This is a genomic window from Dactylosporangium sp. NPDC049742, from assembly GCF_040674675.1.
Taxonomy (GTDB): domain Bacteria; phylum Actinomycetota; class Actinomycetes; order Mycobacteriales; family Micromonosporaceae; genus Dactylosporangium; species Dactylosporangium maewongense.
Genome location: NZ_JBFANF010000083.1, coordinates 18640 through 41545, shown reverse-complemented (window position 1 = coordinate 41545; position 22906 = coordinate 18640). Strand labels below are relative to the sequence as shown.

General features: G+C 73.2%; 21 protein-coding genes. 12 read left to right on the top strand and 9 right to left on the bottom strand.

Going from position 1 to position 22906, the window contains the following annotated elements; genetic code table 11:
- Both AB0J72_RS52425 and AB0J72_RS52420 read right to left on the bottom strand, forming a co-directional pair.
- Complete coding sequence (locus tag AB0J72_RS52425) at window positions 1–516, bottom strand: DinB family protein (RefSeq protein ID WP_363414595.1); 516 nt, start codon at window positions 514–516, stop codon at window positions 1–3.
- Between the two features lie 26 nt (window positions 517–542).
- Window positions 543–905 (bottom strand): group 1 truncated hemoglobin, encoded by a 363-nt coding sequence (locus AB0J72_RS52420; RefSeq protein ID WP_363414592.1) that lies wholly within the window; start codon window positions 903–905, stop codon window positions 543–545.
- 114 nt (window positions 906–1019) lie between these two features.
- Here AB0J72_RS52420 and pgm point away from each other — a divergent pair, with 114 nt between their 5' ends.
- Window positions 1020–2645 (top strand): phosphoglucomutase (alpha-D-glucose-1,6-bisphosphate-dependent), encoded by a 1626-nt coding sequence (gene pgm / locus AB0J72_RS52415; protein ID WP_363414589.1) that lies wholly within the window; start codon window positions 1020–1022, stop codon window positions 2643–2645.
- 89 nt (window positions 2646–2734) lie between these two features.
- Here pgm and AB0J72_RS52410 read toward each other — a convergent pair whose 3' ends face one another.
- Entirely contained in the window at window positions 2735–3355 is a 621-nt protein-coding gene (locus tag AB0J72_RS52410; RefSeq protein ID WP_363414586.1) for an adenylate kinase, read from the bottom strand.
- 178 nt (window positions 3356–3533) lie between these two features.
- Window positions 3534–3911, bottom strand: a complete 378-nt coding sequence (locus tag AB0J72_RS52405) for an FKBP-type peptidyl-prolyl cis-trans isomerase (RefSeq protein ID WP_344505067.1) — start codon at window positions 3909–3911, stop codon at window positions 3534–3536.
- Window positions 3912–4048: 137 nt separating this feature from the next.
- Between AB0J72_RS52405 and AB0J72_RS52400 the strand changes: the two genes are divergently transcribed.
- From AB0J72_RS52400 to AB0J72_RS52390, 3 genes are read left to right on the top strand one after another with little or no spacing between them, the layout of a single operon-like run.
- The gene (locus AB0J72_RS52400; protein ID WP_363414583.1) at window positions 4049–4621 is read left to right on the top strand and encodes a hypothetical protein; all 573 of its coding nucleotides are present in this window, start codon (window positions 4049–4051) and stop codon (window positions 4619–4621) included.
- 56 nt (window positions 4622–4677) lie between these two features.
- Window positions 4678–5268, top strand: a complete 591-nt coding sequence (locus AB0J72_RS52395) for a hypothetical protein (protein WP_363414580.1) — start codon at window positions 4678–4680, stop codon at window positions 5266–5268.
- A gap of 35 nt (window positions 5269–5303) precedes the next feature.
- The gene (locus tag AB0J72_RS52390) at window positions 5304–5885 is read left to right on the top strand and encodes a hypothetical protein (protein WP_363414577.1); all 582 of its coding nucleotides are present in this window, start codon (window positions 5304–5306) and stop codon (window positions 5883–5885) included.
- Window positions 5886–5887: 2 nt separating this feature from the next.
- Here the strand turns inward: AB0J72_RS52390 and AB0J72_RS52385 are convergent, their stop codons facing one another.
- Window positions 5888–6532, bottom strand: a complete 645-nt coding sequence (locus AB0J72_RS52385) for a type 1 glutamine amidotransferase domain-containing protein (protein WP_363414574.1) — start codon at window positions 6530–6532, stop codon at window positions 5888–5890.
- 70 nt (window positions 6533–6602) lie between these two features.
- On the opposite strand from AB0J72_RS52385, the gene AB0J72_RS52380 reads away from it, so the two are divergent.
- The 6 genes from AB0J72_RS52380 (at window position 6603) to AB0J72_RS52355 (ending at window position 14471) form a co-directional block, all read left to right on the top strand.
- The gene (locus AB0J72_RS52380) at window positions 6603–7463 is read left to right on the top strand and encodes a LysR family transcriptional regulator (protein ID WP_363414571.1); all 861 of its coding nucleotides are present in this window, start codon (window positions 6603–6605) and stop codon (window positions 7461–7463) included.
- Window positions 7464–7472: 9 nt separating this feature from the next.
- Window positions 7473–8870 (top strand): sigma 54-interacting transcriptional regulator, encoded by a 1398-nt coding sequence (locus AB0J72_RS52375; protein WP_363414568.1) that lies wholly within the window; start codon window positions 7473–7475, stop codon window positions 8868–8870.
- Window positions 8871–8874: 4 nt separating this feature from the next.
- Entirely contained in the window at window positions 8875–10836 is a 1962-nt protein-coding gene (locus AB0J72_RS52370; RefSeq protein ID WP_363414566.1) for a hypothetical protein, read from the top strand.
- A 77-nt stretch (window positions 10837–10913) separates the two neighbouring features.
- Window positions 10914–11069 (top strand): DUF6131 family protein, encoded by a 156-nt coding sequence (locus tag AB0J72_RS52365; RefSeq protein ID WP_203853177.1) that lies wholly within the window; start codon window positions 10914–10916, stop codon window positions 11067–11069.
- 1118 nt (window positions 11070–12187) lie between these two features.
- On the top strand, window positions 12188–13639 hold the full coding sequence (locus tag AB0J72_RS52360; RefSeq protein WP_363414562.1) for a hypothetical protein: 1452 nt from the start codon (window positions 12188–12190) through the stop codon (window positions 13637–13639).
- Window positions 13640–13985: 346 nt separating this feature from the next.
- Window positions 13986–14471: a peptidase inhibitor family I36 protein gene (locus AB0J72_RS52355; RefSeq protein WP_363414559.1), complete on the top strand. Its 486-nt coding sequence runs from the start codon at window positions 13986–13988 to the stop codon at window positions 14469–14471.
- Here the strand turns inward: AB0J72_RS52355 and AB0J72_RS52350 are convergent.
- Complete coding sequence (locus tag AB0J72_RS52350; protein ID WP_363414556.1) at window positions 14462–16288, bottom strand: tetratricopeptide repeat protein; 1827 nt, start codon at window positions 16286–16288, stop codon at window positions 14462–14464. The two genes, AB0J72_RS52355 and AB0J72_RS52350, sit on opposite strands and share 10 nt — an antisense overlap.
- Window positions 16289–16372: 84 nt before the next feature.
- Here AB0J72_RS52350 and AB0J72_RS52345 point away from each other — a divergent pair, with 84 nt between their 5' ends.
- The gene (locus AB0J72_RS52345) at window positions 16373–17719 is read left to right on the top strand and encodes a hypothetical protein (protein WP_363414553.1); all 1347 of its coding nucleotides are present in this window, start codon (window positions 16373–16375) and stop codon (window positions 17717–17719) included.
- Between the two features lie 3 nt (window positions 17720–17722).
- On the opposite strand, the gene AB0J72_RS52340 is transcribed toward AB0J72_RS52345, so the two are convergent.
- The 3 genes from AB0J72_RS52340 to AB0J72_RS52330 are packed head-to-tail and all read right to left on the bottom strand — an operon-like array spanning window position 17723 to window position 20224.
- A complete protein-coding gene (locus AB0J72_RS52340) occupies window positions 17723–18229 on the bottom strand; it encodes an NUDIX domain-containing protein (protein WP_363414550.1) in 507 nt (168 codons plus the stop codon).
- On the bottom strand, window positions 18216–18602 hold the full coding sequence (locus AB0J72_RS52335) for a PPOX class F420-dependent oxidoreductase (RefSeq protein ID WP_363414547.1): 387 nt from the start codon (window positions 18600–18602) through the stop codon (window positions 18216–18218). Before AB0J72_RS52335 ends, AB0J72_RS52340 begins: the two co-directional genes overlap by 14 nt.
- Window positions 18599–20224, bottom strand: coding sequence for an ABC-F family ATP-binding cassette domain-containing protein (locus AB0J72_RS52330; protein WP_363414544.1), 1626 nt, complete (start codon window positions 20222–20224; stop codon window positions 18599–18601). Before AB0J72_RS52330 ends, AB0J72_RS52335 begins: the two co-directional genes overlap by 4 nt.
- Before the next feature lie 124 nt (window positions 20225–20348).
- Here AB0J72_RS52330 and AB0J72_RS52325 point away from each other — a divergent pair, with 124 nt between their 5' ends.
- Window positions 20349–22517 (top strand): MDR family MFS transporter, encoded by a 2169-nt coding sequence (locus AB0J72_RS52325; protein WP_363414541.1) that lies wholly within the window; start codon window positions 20349–20351, stop codon window positions 22515–22517.
- Window positions 22518–22906 lie beyond the last annotated feature (389 nt).

The following is a 22906-nucleotide window of genomic DNA, read 5'->3' as shown; positions in this document are numbered from 1 at the left end:
TCAGCCGGTTTCGCCGTCGATGCGCTGGCGCAGGAGGTCGGCGTGGCCGTTGTGGCGGGCGTACTCCTGGATCAGGTGGAGGTACACGGCGCGCAGGGACATCGGGCCGCGCAGCGAGTCGATGAAGCTGTCGTCGAGAGAAGCGGCCGCGACCGAAGCCCGGGACGCCCGCCACTCGGCGACGAGCCGGTCGTAGTCGGCCTCCGCCGAATCGCCGTCGGCCTCGTCGAAGGCGGCGTCCTTCGCGTCGTCGCGGCGGTACAGGAACGGCACGGGCGTGCCGTGGAAGCGGGTGTGGAACCACTCGCGCTCGACGTCGGTGACGTGGCGGAGCAGGCCGAGCAGGGACAGGGTCGACGGGGGACAGGAGCGCTGCGCCAGCTCCTCGCCGGTCAGGCCGGTGCACTTGCCCACGAGCACGGCGCGTTGCCAGTCGAGGAAGCCTTCGAGGAGGGTCCGCTCGTCGGCGACGAGCGAACCCCCGAATGGTGGCGGCTCGGGTGCGGTCCACGTCATAAACGGATCATGCCATGCGCGGAGACTCAGCCGAGGATGTCCGGTTTGACCGAGAGGAGGGTGTGCTCGACGGCGGCGACGACGTCGCGCGGGGCGTGGGCGAGGAAGAGTGCGGCCAGGGCGAGGTCGACGACCCGCGTGTAGTGGGCGTCGGTGATCTCGAGGCCGCGGTGCGACTCGCCGAGCTCGCGGCCGGTGTACTCGGCCGGCCCGCCGAGCACCTGGGCGAGCAGGGCCGCCATGTGCCGCTTGAGCGACTCGACGGTGACGCGCTCGAAGTAGGGGGACAGCTCCTCGTCGGTGAGGATCCACGTGTACAGCTGGTCGACGACGTGCCTGATGGCCGGGCCGCCGCCGACCCGGGCGTACATGGAAACCGCGGTCGTCATCATCGCCTCACTCGGGTGAACGGGCATCGACGGGCGGCAGTGTAGCCACGGTTTGTTTCGGCCGATGACCGAGTCGTGTCGCAGCGGGAACGGCGACGTGGCAACGTATGCGGTATGTCCGTCCATCCCCGCGCCGGAACTCAGGCGCAGCGCTCCGACCTCGTCGACGTCCCGCGACTCATCACCAGCTACTACGCCGAGCACCCAGACGTCGCGGACCCCGCGCAGCAGGTCGCGTTCGGCACGTCCGGGCACCGCGGTTCGAGCCTGCGCCGCTCGTTCAACGAAGACCACATCGTCGCCGTCAGCCAGGCGATCTGCGAGTACCGGGCGGTCCAGGGGTACACCGGGCCGCTGTTCCTCGGCAAGGACACGCACGCCCTGTCGGAGCCCGCGACGGTCAGCGCCCTCGAGGTGTTCGCGGCCAACGGGGTGCAGGTGCTGGTCGACAGCCGCGACGGGTACACGCCGACGCCGGCGCTGTCACACGCGATCCTCACCCACCGGCACCTCGGGGCGGACGGGGTCGTGGTCACCCCGTCGCACAACCCGCCGGAGGACGGCGGCTTCAAGTACAACCCGCCGCACGGCGGGCCCGCCGACACCGACGTCACGAAGTGGATCCAGGACCGGGCCAACGCGCTGCTCGCCGACAACCTCAACGGCGTGAAGCGCATCCCGTACGCGCGGGCGAAGGAGGCGGCCGGGCGGTTCGACTTCCTCGCCGCGTACGTCGATGACCTGCCGTCCGTCATCGACATGGCCGCGATCGCCGACGCGAAGGTTCGCATCGGCGCGGATCCGCTCGGCGGGGCCAGCGTCGCGTACTGGGGCGCCATCGCCGAACGGCACAAGCTGGACCTGACCGTGGTCAACCCCGACGTCGACCCGACGTTCGGCTTCATGACCCTCGACTGGGACGGCAAGATCCGGATGGACTGCTCGTCGCCGAACGCGATGGCGTCGCTGATCGGCAAGCGCGCCGACTACCAGGTCGCGACCGGCAACGACGCCGACGCGGACCGGCACGGGATCGTCACCCCCGACGCGGGCCTGATGAACCCCAACCACTTCCTCGCCGTCGCCATCCAGTACCTGTTCCAGGCCCGCGACGGCTGGCGCGCCGACGCGGCGATCGGCAAGACGCTCGTGTCGTCGTCGATGATCGACCGGGTCGCGGCGGACCTCGGCCGGACCCTCATCGAGGTCCCCGTCGGGTTCAAGTGGTTCGTGCCCGGGCTGCTGGACGGCTCCGTCGGGTTCGGCGGCGAGGAGAGCGCCGGCGCGTCGTTCCTGCGCCGCGACGGGCAGGTGTGGACGACGGACAAGGACGGCCTGCTGCTGTGCCTGCTCGCCGCGGAGATCATCGCGACGACCGGCCGGTCGCCGAGTGAGCACTACGCCGACCTCGTCGCGCGGCACGGCGCCCCGGCGTACGCCCGGATCGACGTCGCCTCCACCCGGGAGGAGAAGGCGGTCCTGGGCAAGCTGTCGCCGGAGCAGGTGACCGCGACCGAGCTGGCCGGTGAGCCGATCACGGCGAAGCTGACCGCCGCGCCCGGTAACGGCGCCCCGATCGGCGGGCTGAAGGTCGTCACCGCGTCCGGCTGGTTCGCGGCGCGGCCGTCCGGGACCGAGGACGTGTACAAGGTGTACGCCGAGTCGTTCCAGGGCCCGGAGCACCTGGAGCGCATCCAGCAGGAGGCCCGCGGCGTCGTCTCCGCCGCGCTGTCAGGCTGAACGAGCGAGGCCCGGCCCCCGCGCGGGGGCCGGGCCCGCAACGCGAAGGCCCGGTCGCCGCAGCGGCCGGGCCTTCGAACGACGGCGGATCAGGCGGCGCGGGCCGCGGCCGGACGCTGCTTGAACGCCCGCTGCAGCTGCACCACGATCGACCACGTCACCTCGCCGACCGGGCGGGCGCCGTTGACCTGGATGAGCAGCTCACGCTGCTGGTAGTAGTCCAGCAGCGGGCGGGTCTTCTCCTCGTACACCTTGATGCGGTGCTTGATGACGTCGACGGTGTCGTCGGCGCCGCGGGCGCGGGCCAGCATCCGGCGGGTCAGCTCTTCCTCGGGGACGTCGAGGTGGACGGCGATCTGCACGCCGACGCCGAGGGCACCGGCGGTGCGGTACGCCGCCTCGGCCTGCTCGACGGTCCGCGGGAAGCCGTCCAGGACGTAGCCGCCGTCGGCGTTCGCCGCGAGGACCGGTTTCCGGAGCATGTCCATGATGATCGAGTCGGGGACAAGTTCACCCTTGTTGACCAGTTCCTCGACCGTGCGGCCGATCGTCGTGCCCTCCGCGATGTTCCTGCGCAGGAGGTCGCCGCTGGCGATATGGGTGATGCCGAACTGCTGCGCGATGAGCTGCGCCTGGGTGCCCTTGCCGGCCCCGGGTGCGCCGATCATGAGGATCCGCTTCGCGCGTGGTGCCGCCGACTGCATTGTCATCTGCACACCCCTTCTTGGCGTTTGAGGTGAAAAAGGTGGTGAAACGGGTGCCGGCCGACGCCGATGGTCCAGCATCCCACCTCGATGTCCAGGGTGGGCTGTGTGTCAGCTGTGAATTACCACATTGCAATCCATGGGTCCGGTAGGGAATACCGGACCCATGGATGGGTAACCGGACCTACCGGGTGCCGAGCAGGTCCACCACGAAGACGAGCGTCTCGTTGGGCTTGATCAGGCCGCCGCCGGCGCCCCGGGCGCCGTAGCCCAGGTGCGGCGGGATGACCAGCTTGCGCCGGCCGCCGACCTTCATGCCGGCCACGCCCTGGTCCCAGCCGGCGATGACCTGGCCCTGGCCGAGGCCGAAGTCGAACGTGCCGCCACGGTTCCACGACGCGTCGAACTCCTTGCCCGTCGACAGCGACACGCCCACGTAGTGGACGCTGACCTGCTGACCCGGGCGGGCCTCCGCGCCGTCACCGACGGTGAGGTCCTCGATCACCAGGTCGGCGGGCGGCGGGCCGTCGGGCAGGGTCACGTCGGGCTTGCTGAGCGCCATGCGAAAACTCCTCGGCGGGATGCGGTTGCTGCGGTACCTTGCAGCGTCCATCCTGCCGTACGCGTTGACGTGTGGCGCGCGACCACCCCGCAAACAGCCCTTGGATGAGGCGGAGGGTGCGTCGTACATTGAAGGCGATGACGGACGGCAAGCGCCCCTGCGCGCCGGTGCGGCAAGCGTACTGGCTGGTCATCGGCGCGCTCGTGCTGGCCGCGACGCAGGCGGTCGCGGCCGCGATCCTCCTCGCCCGGTTCGGCGCCGTCCACCGGGCGCACGGCCCGTGGTCGGTCGCCGAGCAGGCCCAGGCCGACAGCGTCCACGCCCGGCTCGCCGTCGCCGTCGTCCTCGGCGCCGGGATCGCCGTCCTGCTCGCCGGCGCCGCGCTCGCCGTTCCGCGCCGCACCACCCGCACCCGCGCCGCCGTCGGCGGCGCCGCCGCGTTCGCCGGGACCGCGCTGCTGCTCGGCGTCACCCTCGCCGCCGACAACGCCGTCCTCGCCGCCGGCGCCGCGGAGCTCGCCGACCTGGAGCGGCTGCTGCCGGTGTGGTTCTCGGCACTGTCGTCGGGCGTGGTCACCGGCGTCGTCGTCCTGCTCGGCGCCGCGCTGCTGCGGATGGGCCGGGACGCCGCCGTCGAGTACTACCAGCACCACCGCCCGCCGACCCGCTGGCGCGGGTTCACCTCCTGGCACGACATCGTCAACCGGTGATCACGGCTTGGTGAACGGGGTCGCCCGGCGCGGTGGCGGTCCTTACCCTGGTGGCGGTGAACGACGACCTCCGGCTCGACCCGCCGCCCGCCGCCGTCCGGCAGGCGTTCTGGCTGGCCGCCATCGGGCTCCTGCTGATCGTCGCCAAGACCGTCGCCGGCGCCACGCTGCTGGCCGGCTTCGACGACACCTACCAGGCGATCAAGCCCTCGAACCCGTTCGACGTCGGCGACGAGGCTGCCGGCGGCATCAAGCTGCGGCTCACCGTGGCCGTGCTGCTCGGCGCCGTCGTGACCCTCATGCTCGGCCTCGCCGCGGCCGCCGTTGCCCGGCGCGCCGACACCAGCCGCGGCCTCGTCGGGGTCCTGGCGTTCGTCGCCGGCGTCGCGCTCGTCCTGGGCGTGGTGTTCAGCCCCGAGAACGCGGTCTCCCCCGATGACGCCGCCTCCCTCGCGTGGCTGGAGACGCTGATCCCCGCCTGGTTCCAGACGCTGTCCTCGGTGGTGGTGCTCGGGGTGGTGCTGCTGTTCGGCGTGGCGTTCCTGAGGATGGGCCGGCCGGCGGCCGTCGGGTACTACCAGGACTACGACCCGGGCGCACGGTGGGGTGGCTACGGGTCCTGGCTGGATCTCCTCCGCCGCGGCTGATGAGTGCCCACCCGGCGCGCCCTACCCTGGACGAGATGGCCGACCGCCCAGCCCAGCGCCGCCGCCCGGCCGCCCCCGTGCGGCGGGCGTTCTGGCTGGTCGTGGCCGCGATCGTCCTGCTCGGCGCGCAGACCGCCGCGGCCGCGGTGCTGCTCGCCCGGTTCGCCGGGGCCTACGCCGCGCACGGGCCGTGGAGCATCCGCGAGCAGGAGCAGATCGACAGCATGCACATCCGGCTGGCGCTCACCGTCGTGCTGGGCGCCGGGATGGCGTTGCTGCTGGTCGGCGTCGCGATGGCGGTCCCGCGCCGGCACACCGGCACCCGGCTGCTGGTCGGGTCCGCGGCCCTGCTCGCCGGGGTCGTGCTGCTGCTCGGTGTCGTCGTCAACCCCGACAACGCGCTGCTCGCCTACGGCGCGGCCGAGGAGGCGCACCTGTACAAGATGCTGCCGCTGTGGTTCTCCGCGCTCTCCTCGACCGCGGTCACCGGCGTGCTGGCGGCGCTGATCGCCGCGTTCGTGCTGCTCGGCCGGGACGCCGCCCACGACTACTACCAGTACCACGGCCCCGACAACGCCTGGACCGGCTTCAGCGGCTGGTCGGCCAGGGCCCGCTGACGCTAGGCGAGGGCGTCGAGCATCGCCTCCGCCACGCCGGTCGCGCTGGCCGGGTTCTGGCCCGTGACGAGGCGGCCGTCGCGGACCACGTGCGGCTGCCACGGCGCCGCGCCGGTGTGCCGAGCGCCGAGCGCCTCGAGGCGCCGCTGCAGGGAGAACGGCACCACCTCGGTCAGCCCGACCGCCCGCTCCTCCTCGTCGGTGAACCCGGCGACGTCCCGCCCCGCGAGGAGGTGCCCGCCGCCGGTCAGCGTGACGCCGACCAGCCCGGCCGGCCCGTGGCAGACCGCACCGACGACGCCGCCCCGCTCGTACACCTGCCGCACCAGCGACTGGAGCGCCGTGCTGCCGGGGAAGTCCCACATCGTGCCGTGCCCGCCGGCCAGGAACACCGCGTCGAACGCGGCCGGGTCGACGTCGGCGACGGCCGGGGTGTCGTGGCCGAGGGCGGCGAGGAAGTCCTCGTGGCCGTCGGTGCCGCCGTCGCGGGGCGGGTCGCCGCCGAGGACCGACGCCACCGTCACGGTGTGCCCGGCCTTCGTGAACACCTCCCACGGGTGCGCCGCCTCCGACACGTAGAAGCCGGTGCTCCGGCCGGTGTCGCCGAGGGTCGCGTGGCTGGTCAGGACGATCAGGGTCGCTGTCATACGGACAGCCTCGCCCACCGGAAGCCATCGGCGCCAATAGCATCTGGCGGCCAGTACCATAGGAATTCCTATGGCGATCTCCCTCGACCTGCTGCGCACGTTCCTCGCCGTGCACCGGGAGGGCTCCGTCACCGGCGCCGCCCGCCATCTCGCCCTGTCGCAGCCGACCGTCACCGCCCAGCTCCAGTCCCTCGAGGCGGCGCTCGGCCGGCCGCTGTTCGTGCGGCAGCCGCGCGGGGTCACCCCGACCCCGGCCGCGGACCTGCTCGCCCGGCAGGTCGCCGGGCCGCTCGACGACCTCGCGGGCGTCGCCGAACGCCCCGAGGAGGGCACCGTCCGGCTCGGCGGCGCCGCCGAGTTCCTCACCGACCTGGTCCTGCCCGCGCTCGCCGGGCTCGTCGCCGGCGGCCTGAAGCTGCGGGTCACGCTCGGGCTGTCCGACGACCTCGCCGACGCGCTCGGCACCGGCGCCCTCGATCTCGCCGTCCTCACCAGCCGCCCGCGCCGCCGCCAGCTGCGCGCCGAGCCGCTCTACGACGAGGAGTTCGTGCTCGTCGCCGCGACCGCCCGCGACGTCGCGACCACCCCGCTGGTCAGCTACGCCGAGGAGCTGCCGATCATCCGCCGGTACTGGCGCAGCGTCTTCGACCAGCGGCAGCACCGCACCGCCGACGTGGTCGTGCCCAACCTGCACGCCGTCCGCGCCCTCGTCCTGGCCGGCGCCGGGTGCAGCGTGCTCCCCGAATACCTGGTCCGGGCGGACCTCGAGGCGGGCCGCCTGGTGCTGCTGCACGACCCGCCGGTCCCGCCGCTGAACACGCTGTTCCTCGCCCACCGAGACGGCCCGCTGACCCCCGCGGCGGCCGCGGTCCGCGCCCGGCTGCTGGCCACGTTCCGTGGTGTTTCGCCAACCGAAACGTTGCCGCGCTAGGTTCGAGCGGTGACCCAGCCTTTGGACCTGCCCCGCACCGTGGGCGAGCTGCGCGCCAGCGGCCACCGGTTCCGCACCGTCAAGGAAGAACTGCGCGACAACCTCCTCGCCAAGCTCCGCAGCGGCGAGCCCCGCTTCCCCGGCGTCGTCGGCTACGACGACACCGTCCTGCCCGAGCTCGAGCGGGCCATCCTGGCCGGCCACGACCTGGTCCTGCTCGGCGAGCGCGGCCAGGGCAAGACCCGCGTCATCCGCGGCCTCGTGTCGCTGCTGGACGAGTGGACCCCGGTCATCGCCGGTTCGGAGCTCAACGAGCACCCGTATGCGCCGATCACGCCCGCGTCGCGGCGGCTCGCGACCGAGGCCGGCGAGGCGCTGCCGGTCGACTGGCTGTACCGTTCGATGCGGTACGGGGAGAAGCTCGCCACCCCGGACACGTCGGTCGGCGACCTGATCGGCGACGTCGACCCGATCCGGGTCGCGCAGGGCCGGACCCTCGGCGACCCGGAGACCATCCACTTCGGACTCGTCCCGCGCACCAACCGCGGCATCTTCGCCGTCAACGAGCTGCCCGACCTCGCCGAGCGCATCCAGGTGTCGCTGCTCAACGTGCTGGAGGAGCGCGACATCCAGGTCCGCGGCTACCAGCTGCGCCTGCCCCTCGATGTGCTGCTCGTCGCCAGCGCCAACCCCGAGGACTACACCAACCGCGGCCGGATCATCACGCCGCTGAAGGACCGCTTCGGCGCGGAGATCCGCACCCACTACCCCCTCGACCTGGAGCTGGAGACCGACCTGATCCAGCAGGAGGCGCAGCTCGTGGCGCAGGTCCCCGGCCACGTGATCGAGGTCCTGGCCCGGTTCACCCGGGCGGTGCGCGAGTCGCCGGCGGTCGACTCCCGCTCCGGCGTGTCCGCCCGTTTCGCCATCGCCGCCGCCGAGACCGTGGCCGCGTCCGCGCTGCGCCGCGGCGGGCTCCTCGGCGACGACAAGCCCGTCGCCCGGGTCGGCGACACGGTCAGCGTCACCAGCACCCTGCGCGGCAAGGTCGAGTTCGACAGCGGCGAGGAGGGCCGCGAGATCGAGATCCTCGCGCACCTGCTGCGCACCGCGACCGCCGACACGTTCCGGTCCCGGCTCGCCGGGCTGGACCTGTCCGGCTTCACCGACCTCGTCGCCGAAGGCCAGATCATCGAGACCGGCGAGCTCGCCGGCGCCGACGACATCCTGCGGCAGGTCGGCACCGTGCCCGGCCTGGCGAAGGTCCTGGAGCGGCTCGGGCTCGGCGACGCGCCCAGCCGCGGCGAGGCCGCCGCCGGCGTCGAGTTCGTCCTGGAAGGGCTGCACCTCACCAGACGGCTGTCCAAGGACCTCACCGAGGACGGCCGCACCGTCTACGGAGGCTGAGCACGTGCGTCACAACAGGTTCCGGTACGGGGCGTGGCGCGGCGGGCCCGACCCGCTCGCCCCGCCCTACGACGTGCGCGCCGCCGTCGACCAGGTCGGCGCCGAGGTCCTCGACGGCGGCAGCCTCCGCGACGCCCTGCGCAACCTGCTGCGCAGTGGTCCCCAGGGGCCCGACGGCGGCCGCGGCCTCGACGACCTCCTGGCCAGGGCGCGGCGGCTGCGGCGCGAGGCGATGCGCCGCGGCGACCTCGACGGCGCCGTGACCCGCGCCCAGCAGCTGCTGGACCAGGCGGTCGCCACCGAACGCGACGCCCTGGCCGCGGTGGACTCCGACGACGCGCGCTTCGCCGAGGCGCAGCTGGCGAACCTGCCGCGCTCGACGTCGCGGGCGGTCTCGGAGCTGTCCGAATACCGGTGGACCTCGCCGGAGGCGAAGGCGCTCTACGACCAGATCCTCGACCAGCTGCGCGACGAGGTCGTCGGGCAACGGTTCCAGGGCATGAAGGAGGCGCTGCAGGACCCCGCGATGGCCGCGCGGATGCAGCAGATGCTGCAGGACCTCAACGGCCTGCTCGCCAAGCACGCCCGCGGGGAGAACACCGACGACGCGTTCGCGCAGTTCATGGCGCAGCACGGCGACTTCTTCCCCGAGCGGCCCGGATCGGTGGACGAGCTCGTCGACGCGCTCGCCCGCCGCGCCGCCGCGGGGGAGCGGCTCATGCGCTCGCTCAGCCCGCAGCAGCGCGCCGAGCTGCAGTCGCTGATGGAACAGTCCCTCGGCAGCCTCGCCGGGGAGATGGCCGCCCTCACCGACAACCTCCGCGCGCTGCGCCCCGACCTGAACTGGGGCCGCGGCGAGCGGGTCCGCGGCGACCGCGACCTCGGCTACGGCGAGGCCGCCGGCGCCCTGGAGGAGATCGGCGACCTCGACGACCTCATCGACCAGCTCGGCCAGGAGCACCCCGGCGCCACCCTCGACGACGTCGACGTCGAGTCCGTCGAACGGCAGCTCGGCCGCTCCGCCGCCGACGACCTGCGCCGGCTGCGGGAGCTGGAGCGGCAGCTGCGCCGCCAGGGCTGGGTCACCCGCGGCGCCGACGGGCTCACGCTCAGCCCGAAGGCGCTGCGCCGGCTCGGCGGCACCGCCCTGCGCACCGTCTTCGCCGACCTCACCGCCGGCCGCAAGGGTCAGCACGACCTGCGCGACGCCGGCGCCGCGGGCGAGCTCACCGGGGCGTCGCGGCGCTGGCAGTACGGCGACGAGCAGCCGATCGACGTCGTGCGCACCATCGGCAACGCGGTACGCCGCCAGGCCACCGGCGGCACCGCCGTCCTGCCGATCGGGCTGGACGTCGAGGACTTCGAGATCGCCGAGACCGAGCGGCGGGTGTCCGCCGCCGTCGCGCTCTGCGTCGACCTGTCCTTCTCGATGATGGCCGACGGCCGGTGGGGCCCGATGAAACAGGCCGCGCTGGCGCTGTCCCACCTCGTCGCGACCCGCTTCCCGCAGGACGCCCTGCAGATCGTCGGGTTCGGCCGGTACGCGACGAAACTGTCCGTCGAGGAGCTGGCCGCCGTCGAGCCCGACTACGTGCAGGGCACCAACCTGCAGCACGCGCTCATGCTCGCGGGCCGGCACCTGCGCCGGCACCCGGGCTCCGACCCGGTCGTCCTCGTCGTCACCGACGGTGAGCCGACCGCGCACCTGCTCGAGGACGGCACGTCGTACTTCCGCTGGCCGTCGACCCGGGAGACGGTCACCGCGACCGTCCACGAGGTCGACCAGCTCACCCGGTACGGCGCGGTGCTCAACCTGTTCATGCTCGGCGAGGACCCCGGCCTGCGCCGCTTCGTCGATGCCGTCGCCCGCCGCAGCGGTGGGCGGGTCTTCACCCCGGACGCCGGTGACCTGGGCAGATACGTCGTCTCCGACTATATCCGCGCCCGCCGGGGCCGCCGCGGGTGATCGGTGTTTCAGAAGTCGAGGGGGAGGGGTACCTGAAGAACGTCCATGCAACACCCCCTCCTCCCCGGGAGCTGAAGATGATCGTCCTCGGCCTGATCCTGTTCCTGCTCGGGCTCTTCCTGCACGTCGGCATCCTGGAAACGATCGGCATCGTGCTGCTGATCGTGGGCGCGGTGCTGTGGATCCTGGGTGCCGTCGGCCGCCCGCTCGCCGGGCGCCGTCACTATTGGTGACCCTCTTACGCAACCCGATGGCCGGCGGTCCCCCCGCCGGCCATCACCGTTTCCGGGCACTTGCCGACTATGGCCATACGGCCCTATAGTGGAGCCTGGCGCCGCGACGGCCCGCCGAATTCTCAGCGCATTCTTTCTGCCCTTGCGCAAAGAATGGCGCTGACCTGCGGGCGCGCGCCGGCTTCGTTCGGACACGAAAGGTCAGCGGCGGCCCGCAGAATTCGCTGGGATTGATCGCTATTTCCGGCGCTTCCCGCCTCTCATGATGTTGGCTTGTCACCCGGGTGTGAATGATCCACCCGGGGCAGCGGTCCGACGACATGGAGGCTCGAATGCGCACCACAGGACATCGGCACAAACGCACCGGGGCCGCAGCCGACGCGGCCCTCATTCTCGCGGCGCTCGCGGCCGTCTTCGGGTTCGCGGCACTCGCGGTGGCTTGGGGGCTGGACCCCATCCAGGTCGCCGCGCTCGTCGCGGCCGTCACCGCCGCCGCCGGGCGGCTCGTCTCCCGGGTCAGGCCCCGCCGGCCTGGTGGGACGCAGTGGGGGCCTTCCGCTGCAACGGAAGACCCCCGTCCCCAGATCGCTGAACCCTCGAGAAGGTCCGACCGGGAGCTCCACGGTCCTAACGACGGCCCGCTCGGCGGGTCGAGTGACCGTTACGTCACTGAATGCGGCGACGTTACCTCATTGTTGTCATCGCATCCAAGGCCCGACAGTGTGGATGCGAATGAGGTCACGGCAGTGACGTCCGCCGATACGGCGGATACTGATGAGCCGGTCGGCGACGGTGGCCACCGACTGGACAGTCACACCTCCGCCGCGCGGCCAGTCCGGTCCCGGCCGTCCTACTGATCGGTAGGCAATTACTCACGACGATGTGTCGGCAATCCGGACTTCGCATGACTGGTAACCGCGCGAGCCGGATGGCAAACTGCCGCAAGTCGGGATGCGTGCCGTGCGGCTGCAAACGGACGGCGCCATGACGCTTCCCCCGACCCGCAGATCGCTGATCCAGGTGAGGCGACGCCCTACCGCCCCTCAGTAGGGCGTCCCCGCCGGAGCGAACACCCTCGAGAACTGTCGGAAAGTACCGGAACGAGAGCGAGCCCTTCCATGCTCGACGCCCGTGGCGATGACGGCCACGCACCCCACCCCACCGACGCACGACGCCGCGGCCGCCCGGTCAAACCGGTGGTCGGCCACCACCCGCCCGCCGACTTCGCCCACCGGATGCGGCGGGCCCGCGAGGCGGACGGCAACCCGTCCTATCAGGCCATGGCGCAGCGCGTGAACAGCAACCAGACGACCCTGTCGAAGGCCGACAGCGGCCTGCAGATCCCGTCCTGGGAGCACCTCGAGCTGTACCTGAAGAGCGTCAACGAGGACCCGTCCACCTTCGACGAGTGGCGCGCCGCCCGCGCGGACGCCATCAGCCGGGCGGCCCGGTTCCTGCCGGACCTCGGCGACGACGCCGACCGGCCCGCGGCGCGGCGCGCGCTCAAGTCCCTGATCGCGGCGCAGGGCGTCGACGAGCAGACCATCGGCCGGCGCCGGGCGGAGACCGAGGAGCACGGCGCGCCCGCCGAGCTGCCGGACCCCGCCCCGGCGGCGGAGCGGCTGCGGCCCCGGCTGCTGCCGCCCACCCGGTGGACCGACGACGAGCTGCTGTGGCGGCTGTACCTCAGCGGCGGCACCACCGACGCGGTCGAGCAGTGGAAGGCCCGCCTCGCGCAGCTGCCGGCCGGGCCGCCGCCGTGGCGCCGCCCTGCCGTGGTCGTGCCGGCCGTCGCCGCGGCCCTGGTCGTCCTCGCGGTCGTGGGCCTGTGGCTGGCCGTCGGCCCCGGCGGGACGCCGGCCCGCACCGGCGTCGCGGCGTCCGGCGGCCCGGCGCACACGCCGACCCCGCCGCCACCGACCCTCACGCCCGGCGCGCCGGCCCAGGCGGAGCTCGACGCCGTCATCGCCGCGATCGACCCGGCCGAGACGCCGGCGGGCGGCCACGCGCACGTCGACGTCGTCATCACCACCTACGGCCCGCCGCCGGAGTACCTCAACACCACGAGCAACGTCACCGAGGAGCTCGACTGGTCGCCGGCGGCGCCCGGCCGGGTCAGGACCTACGGCACGGGGGCGACGTCGTCGCCGGAGCCGCTGCCGCCGGGCCCGCCCGCCGGGGCGGCCGGGCCGCCGAGCGCCGACCCGGTCCAGCTGCAGCGGACCCTGGAGGGCGTGGAGCGCCCCAGCGCCGCGGCACTCCTGCGGCGGCTCGGGGAGCTGTGCGTCGCCTACCCGCTGCGCGCGCCGGAGCGCATCGCGGTGCTGCGGATGCTGCGCGGCACGCCCGGCCTCGCGTACCGGGGCAAGACCATCGCCGACCGGCTGGGCCTGCCCGGCAAGGCGTTCAGCGCCGACGGCCCGGACGGCCTCCGCGAGACGGTCGTGTTCGACCCCGGCACCGGCCGCCTGCTGGTGCACGAGTCCACGATCCAGCGGCAGAACGGCGTGCCGGTGACCACCCGGCAGGTCGTGTACGTGCGTTCGGTGTGGGACGACCTGCCGGACTGAGCGGTGCTGCAACTTGCAGATCGGGCCGGTCGCCACCGTGGCGGCCGGCCCTCGGTCACCGTCCGTCAGTTGCGCCGCGACGGCCCGCAGGTCGGCGAGCCCGCGACAGGACGTTACGGTCCGTACGACGATTGATAAATCATTGAGAATTCGACGGAGGTGGCAAGCAGGCAGGACGCCGGAACGTATTCATTCATGGCACAGTCTGTACACGGCCATGGTGACCACGCTCGGTGGCGAATACGGTCGCGCCAACGGCGTGCACCTGGAGCGGTCCGGGGGGATCCGCGGGTGACACGCAGTCACCGCACCGCGTCCCGGTCCGCTGAAACGTGGGGGTTCAGCCATGATCCGTGCCCTGACACTCGCCTGCTTCACCGTCGTGGCGATCACCACGACCGCCGCGCCCGCCGCCGCGGCACCCGTCACCGCCGGCGCCGCGTCGTACCTCGCCGAACACCCCGGCGGGACGGTCGTCGGCGCCAACGAGATCAGCTACGACGGCGGCCGGTTCGTCGTCACGCTGGCGCCGCCCGCGCCGTCGCCCGAGCACGTCGACGCGTACGTCGACTGCCCGTCGGGATGGTTCTGCTTCTACGACCGCGCGGACTTCGGCTACCCGCGCGGCAAGCTGTCCTCGTGCGGGTGGCAGAGCCTCGCCCCGTACGGCTGGCAGGACCGCGTCGAGTCCGCCTACTACAACCTCAGCCGGGGCAGCGTGCAGTTCTTCGACTACGGCACCGGCCTGTTCAGCGTCGGCGTCGGCTACCGGTCGATCGACTTCGTCGGCGGCGCCACGAACCGCGCCACCGACGTGTACCGCTACTGCTGACGACGCCGGAAGAGCCGGCCGAACCGCGACGGGGAGGCCGGCTTCTCCGTGCGGGCGGGCGCCGCCGGTACACCCGACACCTCACCGGCGAGGGCCAGCATGTCCGGGACCATGTCCGGCACGATCCGCACCAGCGCCGCCAGCGAGTCCCTGACCGTCACCGCCCTGGTCCGCGACGCCCGCACCGCGTCCAGGAACCGGCGGCCGACCGTGTCACACACCTCCACCCGGCACGCCGGGTCCAGCCACGCCGCGACCGTCAGCGCGAAGAGCGCCGCCTCCGTCGTCCAGTCCTCGACGCCCCACGCGATGTCGGTCAGCAGCCGCCGCTGCGCGGACGTGTCGCCGGGGTCGGCCGGGTTGCGCAGCTCGCCGCAGTGCAGCAGGCCGAGGCACGCGAACACCTGCGCCGAGCGCTCCCACCAGCCGTCGGGCAGCTCCGCGAACCGTTCGGGCCGGGCCGGCGGGTGCACCAGCAGCGACAGCAGCTGCTCGACCGGCAGCTCGCCGAGCGGCATCGCGTGGTCGTAGGCGGCGACCGGGTGCGGCCACACCGGACCGGCGATCCCCGCCAGGAGCGCCTGGCTGGCCGCGGCGGCGGGCTCGACCGTCGGATAGGCGGTGGTCCCGTCGTACCGCCACAGCACCCGCACCTCCTTCAACGGCCGCACCAGGTCCGGGGCGGGCGCGCCCTCCACCCGCACGGTGACCCCCGGCAGCTGGCGGCGCAGCACCGCGAGGGCGCTGGGCACCTCGAGCGCCGACAGCGACATCCCGCCGTCCATCGTGCCCCGCTCGCCGGCCGGGATCCGGTGCAGCGTGTTCACGCACGCCTCGGTCGGGCCGGTGACCCGGCCGAGCCAGGGGAGCCGCTCGCACGCCTGCGCCAGGTCGGCGTGCTCGTGGCTGACGACCGGGTGCTCGCGGATGAAGTCGGCGAGCACCACCAGGTGCCGCGCGTCGCCGTCGCGCTGGAACCGCAGCCGGTGCACGGTGTGCACCGCGCAGTCGTAGTCCGACCGGCGGCGCATCCCCTCCTCCAGCAGCTCGATCGCCTCGTCGACGCGGCCGGAGTCGGCGAGCCAGTTGGCCATGTCGGCGCACAGGTCGACCTCGTCCGGCGCCGCCCGCCACGCCGCGCGCATCACCTTCAGCGCCGCGTCGAGACGGCCGTCGGCGCGCAGGGCGTACGCGTACCAGACCGACGTCAGCTTGTCCGGGTGCAGCCTGTGCCCGCGGGCGCCCCACCGGACGGCCTCCGCCGTGTCGCCGAACCGGCGGCCGAGCCCGGCCGCGGCCCCATGCAGCAGCGCGTGGTCGGGGTGGGCGCGCAGCGACCGGCGGGCGAGGTCCAGCCACACCTCGTTGGCCTTCGCCACCGGCGGCAGCGCCGGGTCGCCGAGCCGCTGCATCACCGCGACGAAGAGCCGGGCGAGGTCGTCGGGATCCAGGCCGGCCGGGTCGGCGGCCCGCACCCAGCTGACGTCCGCCCACGGCTGCTCCGGGTCGAACCCGGTCGCCTGCGCCAGCATCCGCAGCGCCCCGATCGGGTCGGCCTTCGCCGTCACGTGCGCCCGCGCCACGACCGTGCCGATGAACGCCGGCTCCCGCAGCGGGAACAGCTCCGCGACCTCGCCGCCGGCCCGGACGGTCAGCGCCGCGAGCAGCTCGTGGACCTCCGGCAGCCCCGGCGCCCAGGCGATCGCGCCGGCGATGTGGTTGGCGGCGTGCTCGAGGTCGTCCTCGGCGAGCGCCACCCGCGCCAGGGACAGCTCGCCGTGCGCCTGCGCCACCGGGTCTTCGACATCGTCGGCCACCCGCGGAGAGTAGAGCACGCCGAACGGATGATGTCGGGCGGCGTGTGGGCAGCGTCTGCCGTCGATGCGCGGTAGCGTCGCCGCATGACCGAGGTCCGACCCATGCGCGAGCTCGCACCGCACCTGGTCTGGGAGGCGGTGCTCCTGCTCGCCGCCGGCACCGTCGTCGCCGGCCTGCTCAACGCCAACTCCGCCGTGTTCAGCCGCGGCCAGTCGTGGGCGGGGCTGGCGATCCTCGGCTTCGCCGCCTGCGGCCTGGCCCTGTCGCTGCGCACCGCCACCCCCAACCTGGCGATCGGCTCGATCGCGGTCCTCGCCGGATGGGTGTACGCCGACCAGGTGAACGGCGGCACCACCGTGCCGGTCGCGTTCCTGGTCGCGGTCGCCGCCGCGTTCGGCGTCGGCGTGGCGCTCGCCCTGCTCACCGGCCTCACCGCGCTGCCCGCGTGGGCGGTGACGCTCGGCGGCGGGTTCGTCGTCTCCGCGGCGCTGCTGCAGGCCACGGAGGGCCGGCTGGTCCCGGTCACCGGCGCCGCCCGCGTTTCCGGCGGCTTCGGCGTATGGGTCGCCGTCTTCGCCGCCGGGTCGATCGCGGGCGCCGTGCTGTTCGCGCTGCTGGCCGTCCGCCGCGGCCTCGCCGCGAACCGTCCCTCGGGCGGCGAGGACCCCGCCCGCTGGCGGCCGGCGAAGCTGACCGGCGCGCTGGTCGGGGTGGCCGGTTCGGCGGCGCTCGCCGGCGTCGCGGGGGTGCTGTCGACCCGGCTGACCAGCGCGGCCGTGTTCACCGAGACGGGGCACCTGCCGTATGCGCTCGCCGCGGTGCTGCTCGGTGGGGTCAGCGTGTTCGGCCGCCGGGCGGGCGTGTTCGGCGTCGTGCTGGGCGTGTTCATCGTCGACGGGGTGCGCCGCTGGCAGCTGATCGAGGGGGCGCACGCGGCGACGATGCTGCTGACGACCGGGCTGCTCGCGGTGGTGGGGCTGCTCGCGGTGTGGCTGCTGGAGCTGGTCGGCCGCCGGCTGGCACCACTGGCGGCGGCCCCGGTGGGGAGTCCTGCCACCGGTGTCCTGCCGGTTGCTCCCGGGTTCGCGCCGCCGCTGGTGTACGGCGTGGGCCAGCCCCTGTCCGGACCGCCCTCCGGGTATCCGCCGGGTGCGGCGCCGGCGGGGATCCCGGCGCAGTCGACCGGCTTTCCCGCGCCGCCGCCGCCGACCGCGGACGGTCCGGTGTTCGGGCAGCCGACGTACCCCAGCCCGCCGCCGGAGCCGCACCCGGGCGCGATTCCGCAGCCGTGGACGGTCCCCGGCGCGGGCGGCCCCGCGCCGCAGGTGCCCTCGCAGCCGGTCTCGCCGCCGGTCAGCGGCCCGCCGAACTCGGACCCGCCGGCCGGCTACCCGCAGAACCCGCCGCCCGCCTGGCCCCCGCAGAACTGACGGTCACATCGACGGCTCGACCAGCGCGGGGTGCCGGGACCCGGGCGGGGCGAACCACGCCTCCTTGGCGTCGCGCACCGCCATCTCCACCCTCAGCCGCGAATAGGGCTCCATCGGCGGCAGGTCGGCGGGGTCGAACCAGCCGACCTCGAGCGACTCGTCGTCGTTGACGGTGGCGGTACCGCCGGCGACGCTGCACAGGAAGGTCACGTTCAGGTATTCGCACTGGTCGCCGTTGGGGTAGTGCACGGGGTGCATGGCGACGCCGAGGAGCCGCTCGACCCTCACCTCGACGCCGGTCTCCTCCCGGACCTCGCGCACGACCGCGTCGGCGGGCTGCTCGCCGGGCTCGACGACGCCGGCCAGGACCGCCCACCCGCCGGTGTCGCTGCGGCGGGCGAGCAGCAGCCGGCCGCGGTCGTCCACGACGATCCCGCTGACCCCGGGCAGGAGCAGCAGGTCGTGCCCGATGTGCGCGCGCATGGTCCGGACGTATCTAGGAACTCCCATGCGGCGAACCTACCCGGACCGTGCCCAGCACCCGGGTCACCGTCACGACGATGACGACCCGCTGCGGGTTGGGGCGGGGCGTCCTGTACCGGTCGGCGTAGCGCCGCTCGGCGTCCGCGACCGCCTCCGGGTCGGCGTCGATGACGGCGGTGCCCTCCAGCGTCGTCCAGCGGCGCCCGTCGACCTGGCAGATCGCGACCCGCGGGTTGGCGCGGACGTTGCGGACCTTCTGCGACGTGCCCGACGTGATGATCCGGGCGAGGCCGGTCGTCTCGTCGTAGGTGGCGCCGACGGGCGCGACGTGCGGGGTGCCGTCCCGGCGGATCGTGGTGACCGTGCACAGGTGCCGTTCGGTCCAGAACTCCTCGCTCACCTGACCGTGACCTTCCCGTCGTGCACGTCGACGTGCCGGGTCGTGTGGACCGCCGCCAGCATCCGCCGGTCGTGGGTGACCAGCAGCAGGGTGCCGGGGTAGCCGTCCAGCGCGGACTCCAGCTGCTCGATCGCGGGCAGGTCCAGGTGGTTGGTCGGCTCGTCGAGCACGAGCAGGTTGACGCCGCGCCCCTGCAGCAGCGCCAGCGCCGCCCGGGTCCGCTCGCCGGGTGACAGGCTCGCCGCGGGCCGCAGCACGTGATGCGCCTTGAGCCCGAACTTCGCCAGCAGCGTCCGTACGTCGGCCGGCTGCTGGTCCGGCACCGCCTCGCAGAACGCGTCCAGCAACGGTTTCGCCCCGACGAACAGGCCGCGGGCCTGGTCGACCTCGCCGACGACGACACCCGGCCCGAGCGCCGCGGTGCCGCTGGTCAGCGGGACGCGCTTGAGCAGCGCGGCGAGCAGCGTGGACTTGCCCGCGCCGTTCGCGCCGGTGATCGCGACCCGGTCCGCCCAGTCGACCTGCAGGTCCACCGGCCCGAGCGTGAACTCCCCGCGGGTCACGACCGCCCGGTTGAGCGTCGCGACGACCGCCCCGGCGCGCGGCGCGGCGGCGATCTCCATCCGCAGCTGCCACTCCTTGCGTGGCTCCTCCACCACCTCGAGCCGCTCGATCAGCCGGTCGGTCTGGCGGGCCTTCGACGCCTGCTTCTCCGTCGACTCGATCTTCTTGCCCTTGCTGACCTTGTCGTTGTCGGGCTGCTTGCGGCGGGCGTTCTTGACGCCCTTCTCCATCCACGCGCGCTGCATCCGCGCCCGCGCCTCGAGGTCGGCCTTCGTGTCGGCGTAATCGTCGTACGCCTCCCGGGCGCGCCGCTTTGCGATCGCCTTCTCCTCCAGGTACGCCGCGTAGCCGCCGCCGAAGAAGTTGACCTGCTGCTGGGCGAGGTCCAGCTCCAGCACGCCGGTGGCCGTGCGGGCCAGGAACTCCCGGTCGTGGCTGACGATCACGGCGCCGGCCTTGAGGCCCTGGACGAACCGTTCGAGCCGCTCCAGGCCGTCGAGGTCGAGGTCGTTGGTGGGCTCGTCCAGCAGGAAGACGTCGTACCGTGACAGCAGCAGCGACGCCATCCCGGCCCGGGCCGCCTGCCCGCCGGACAGCGCCGTCATCGGCAGGTCGAGGTCCACGGCGAGCCCGAGGTCCGCCGCGACGGCCGCGGTCCGCTCGTCGAGGTCGGCGCCGCCGAGCGCCAGCCAGCGCTCCAGGGCGTCGGAGTACTCGTCCGGGTCCTGCTCGATCCGCTCCGCGGCGGCGTCCATCCGCCGCTGCGCGTCGGCGACCCCGGTGCGCCGGGCCAGGAACTGCAGCACCGTCTCACCCTCGCGGCGGTCGGGCTCCTGCGGCAGGTAGCCGATGATCGCGTTCGGCGGGTTGAGCCCGAAGCCGCCCGCCTCGGTCGGCAGCAGCCCGGCGAGCGTGCGCAGCAGTGTCGACTTGCCCGCCCCGTTGGCCCCGACCAGGCCGATCACGTCGCCGGGCGCGACGACGAGATCCAGCCCGGAGAACAACGCCCGATCGCCGTGACCGGCCGCGAGCTCCTTCACCACCAGCGTGGCGCTCACCAGTTACCTCCGCAGTTTCTGTCGTACTCCGCGCATATTGTGTCTCAGTGCGCGTCACCGGGTAGGCGGGAGTAGCCTGATTTCCGGAACGCCATCGGCTCGTAACGTATTTTGGGGGACCGTCTTGAGTTCGACGACAGGCGAAGACACGCTGACGCACCGCCAGATCATGACGATCCTCGGCGGGCTGATGATGGCGATGTTCCTGGCCGCGCTCGACCAGACCATCGTGTCCACGGCCATGCGCACCATCGCCGACGACCTGGGCGGATTCTCCATCCAGGCGTGGGCGACGACGGCGTTCCTCATCACGTCGACGATCGCGACCCCGCTCTACGGGAAGCTGTCGGACATCTACGGCCGCAAGCCGTTCATCCTCTTCGCCATCGGCATCTTCATCCTCGGTTCCGTGCTGTGCGGCATCGCCGGGACGATCTACCAGCTGGCCGCCTACCGCGCCGTGCAGGGCATCGGCGCCGGCGGGCTGTTCTCCCTCGCGTTCGCGATCATCGGCGACATCGTCCCGCCCCGGGAGCGCGCCAAGTACCAGGGCTACTTCCTGGCCGTCTTCGGCACGTCCAGCGTCCTCGGCCCGGTCCTCGGCGGCTTCTTCGCCGGCACCGACGAGATCCTCGGCGTCACCGGCTGGCGCTGGATCTTCTACATCAACGTGCCGATCGCCCTCGCCGCGTTCCTCGTCGTCATGCGCGTGCTGCACATCCCGCACCGCCGCCAGGACCACCGTATCGACTGGCCCGGCGCGGTCGCCCTCATCGTCTGCCTCGTGCCGCTGCTCACCGTCGCCGAGCAGGGCCGCGAGTGGGGCTGGGGCTCCGGGCGTTCCGTGCTCTGCTTCGCCATCGGCGCCGTCGGCCTGGCCCTGTTCCTCGTCGCCGAGTGGTCCTACAAGGACGAGGCCCTGCTGCCGCTGCGCCTGTTCCGCGGCCGCACCTTCTCCGTCGCCTCGACCAGCAGCTTCATCCTCGGCATGGCCATGTTCGGCGGCCTGCTCACGCTCCCGCTCTACCTGCAGATCGTGAAGGGCGCCACGCCCACCGAGGCCGGCCTCATGCTCCTGCCGCTCGTCCTGGGCATCATGACCGGCTCGATCGTCTCCGGCCAGGTCATCGCCCGCACCGGCAAGTACCGCAAGTTCCCGATCATCGGCTCGCTGCTCATGGTCGCCGCCCTCGCCCTGTTCTCCCGCATCGGCGCCGACACGCCGCTGTGGCAGACCATGCTGGTCATGGCCCTGATGGGTCTCGGCCTCGGCGGCAACATGCAGCCCGTGATCACCGCCGCCCAGAACGCGGCGAACCCCCGCGAGATCGGCGTCGCCACCTCCACCGTCACGTTCTTCCGCTCCATGGGCGGCACCCTCGGCGCCGCCGTCTTCCTCTCCGTCCTGTTCAGCCTCCTGCCGGACAAGATCAAGGGCGCCTTCACCGCCGCCCAGACCACCCCCGAGTTCCAGGCCGCCGCCCGCGCCCACCCCGACCAGCTCCAGGCGATCCGCTCCGCCGGCACCTCGGGCAGCGCGAGCGCCTTCAACGACACCTCCTTCGTCAACCGCCTCACCGACGCCCTCTCCCACCCCTTCAAGGTCGGCTTCTCCGACGCCATGAGCGTCGTGTTCCTGGTCGCCGCCGGCATCATGGTCGTCGGCTTCCTCGTCATCCTCTTCCTGCCCGAGATCCCCCTCCGCTCCCAGTCCGCCGCCCAGCAACGCGCCGCCGAAGACGCCGCCTCCAGCGCCGCCCCTTCTCCCGCCGCCTCGGGTGCTTCTCCTGCTGCTAGCTCTGGCGCTACTTCCACCGCCGCCTCAGGTGCTTCGCATTCGGCCGCCTCTGGCGTTTCTGCTGCCGCCACTTCGGGTGCTTCGCCCAATGGCGCTGCTTCCACCGCCGCGTCAGGTGCTTCGCACTCTGCTACGCCGGCCGCTTCTTCCGCCGCCGCCATGGGTGCTCTGCCTGCCGCTGACCCTGTTCCCACCGGCGCACCCGCCTCTGCCGCCTTGGGCACCTCGCCCGCGGCCCGGGGCGCTTCACCCGCCGCCGACGCTTCGCCGGTCGCCCCCGCCTCGACCCTCTCCGGCAACGGCCGGCCAGCCGAATCAGGCAACGGCAACGGCTCGGGCCGCATCACCGACCTCAAGAAGCCGGCGACGGGCACCCACGCCGCGGACGGCATCGCCGACCCCCACCCGGACCACGCCCCCCACCACGCCGCCGGCGCCCACGAGGCCGACGGCCAGGCCACCCACGGCGAGGCGGAGCCCCGCCACGCCCGCTGACTCGCCTGCCGTCCGCTCCTGACCCACCTGCTGCCCGGCGCCGGGACCGACTACCGCCGCCGGGCGGCGGTAGTGGCTTCTGGGCTTGGCGACGTCCGTTCTGGGGTGGCCACTGGCTGGCCTCGCCGTGGTGGCGACGGGTATCGGTCGTGGCAGTGGGAGTGACGGTGCCCCTGCGCGTCGCAGTAGCTGCATTTGGCCGCGTTGGCTTCGGTTGGTCCGTGGTGGGGGAGCCGTGCCGCAGCACGCCGCTGGTGCGCATGAGGCTGACGGCCAGGCCACCCAGGGCGAGGTGGAGCCCCGCCACCGCCCGGCAACGGGCGCTTGGGGGGTGGCAGCATGCTGGACTCGCTGTGGCGACCGGTCGGCGATGGTTGCGGCTGCGTGCG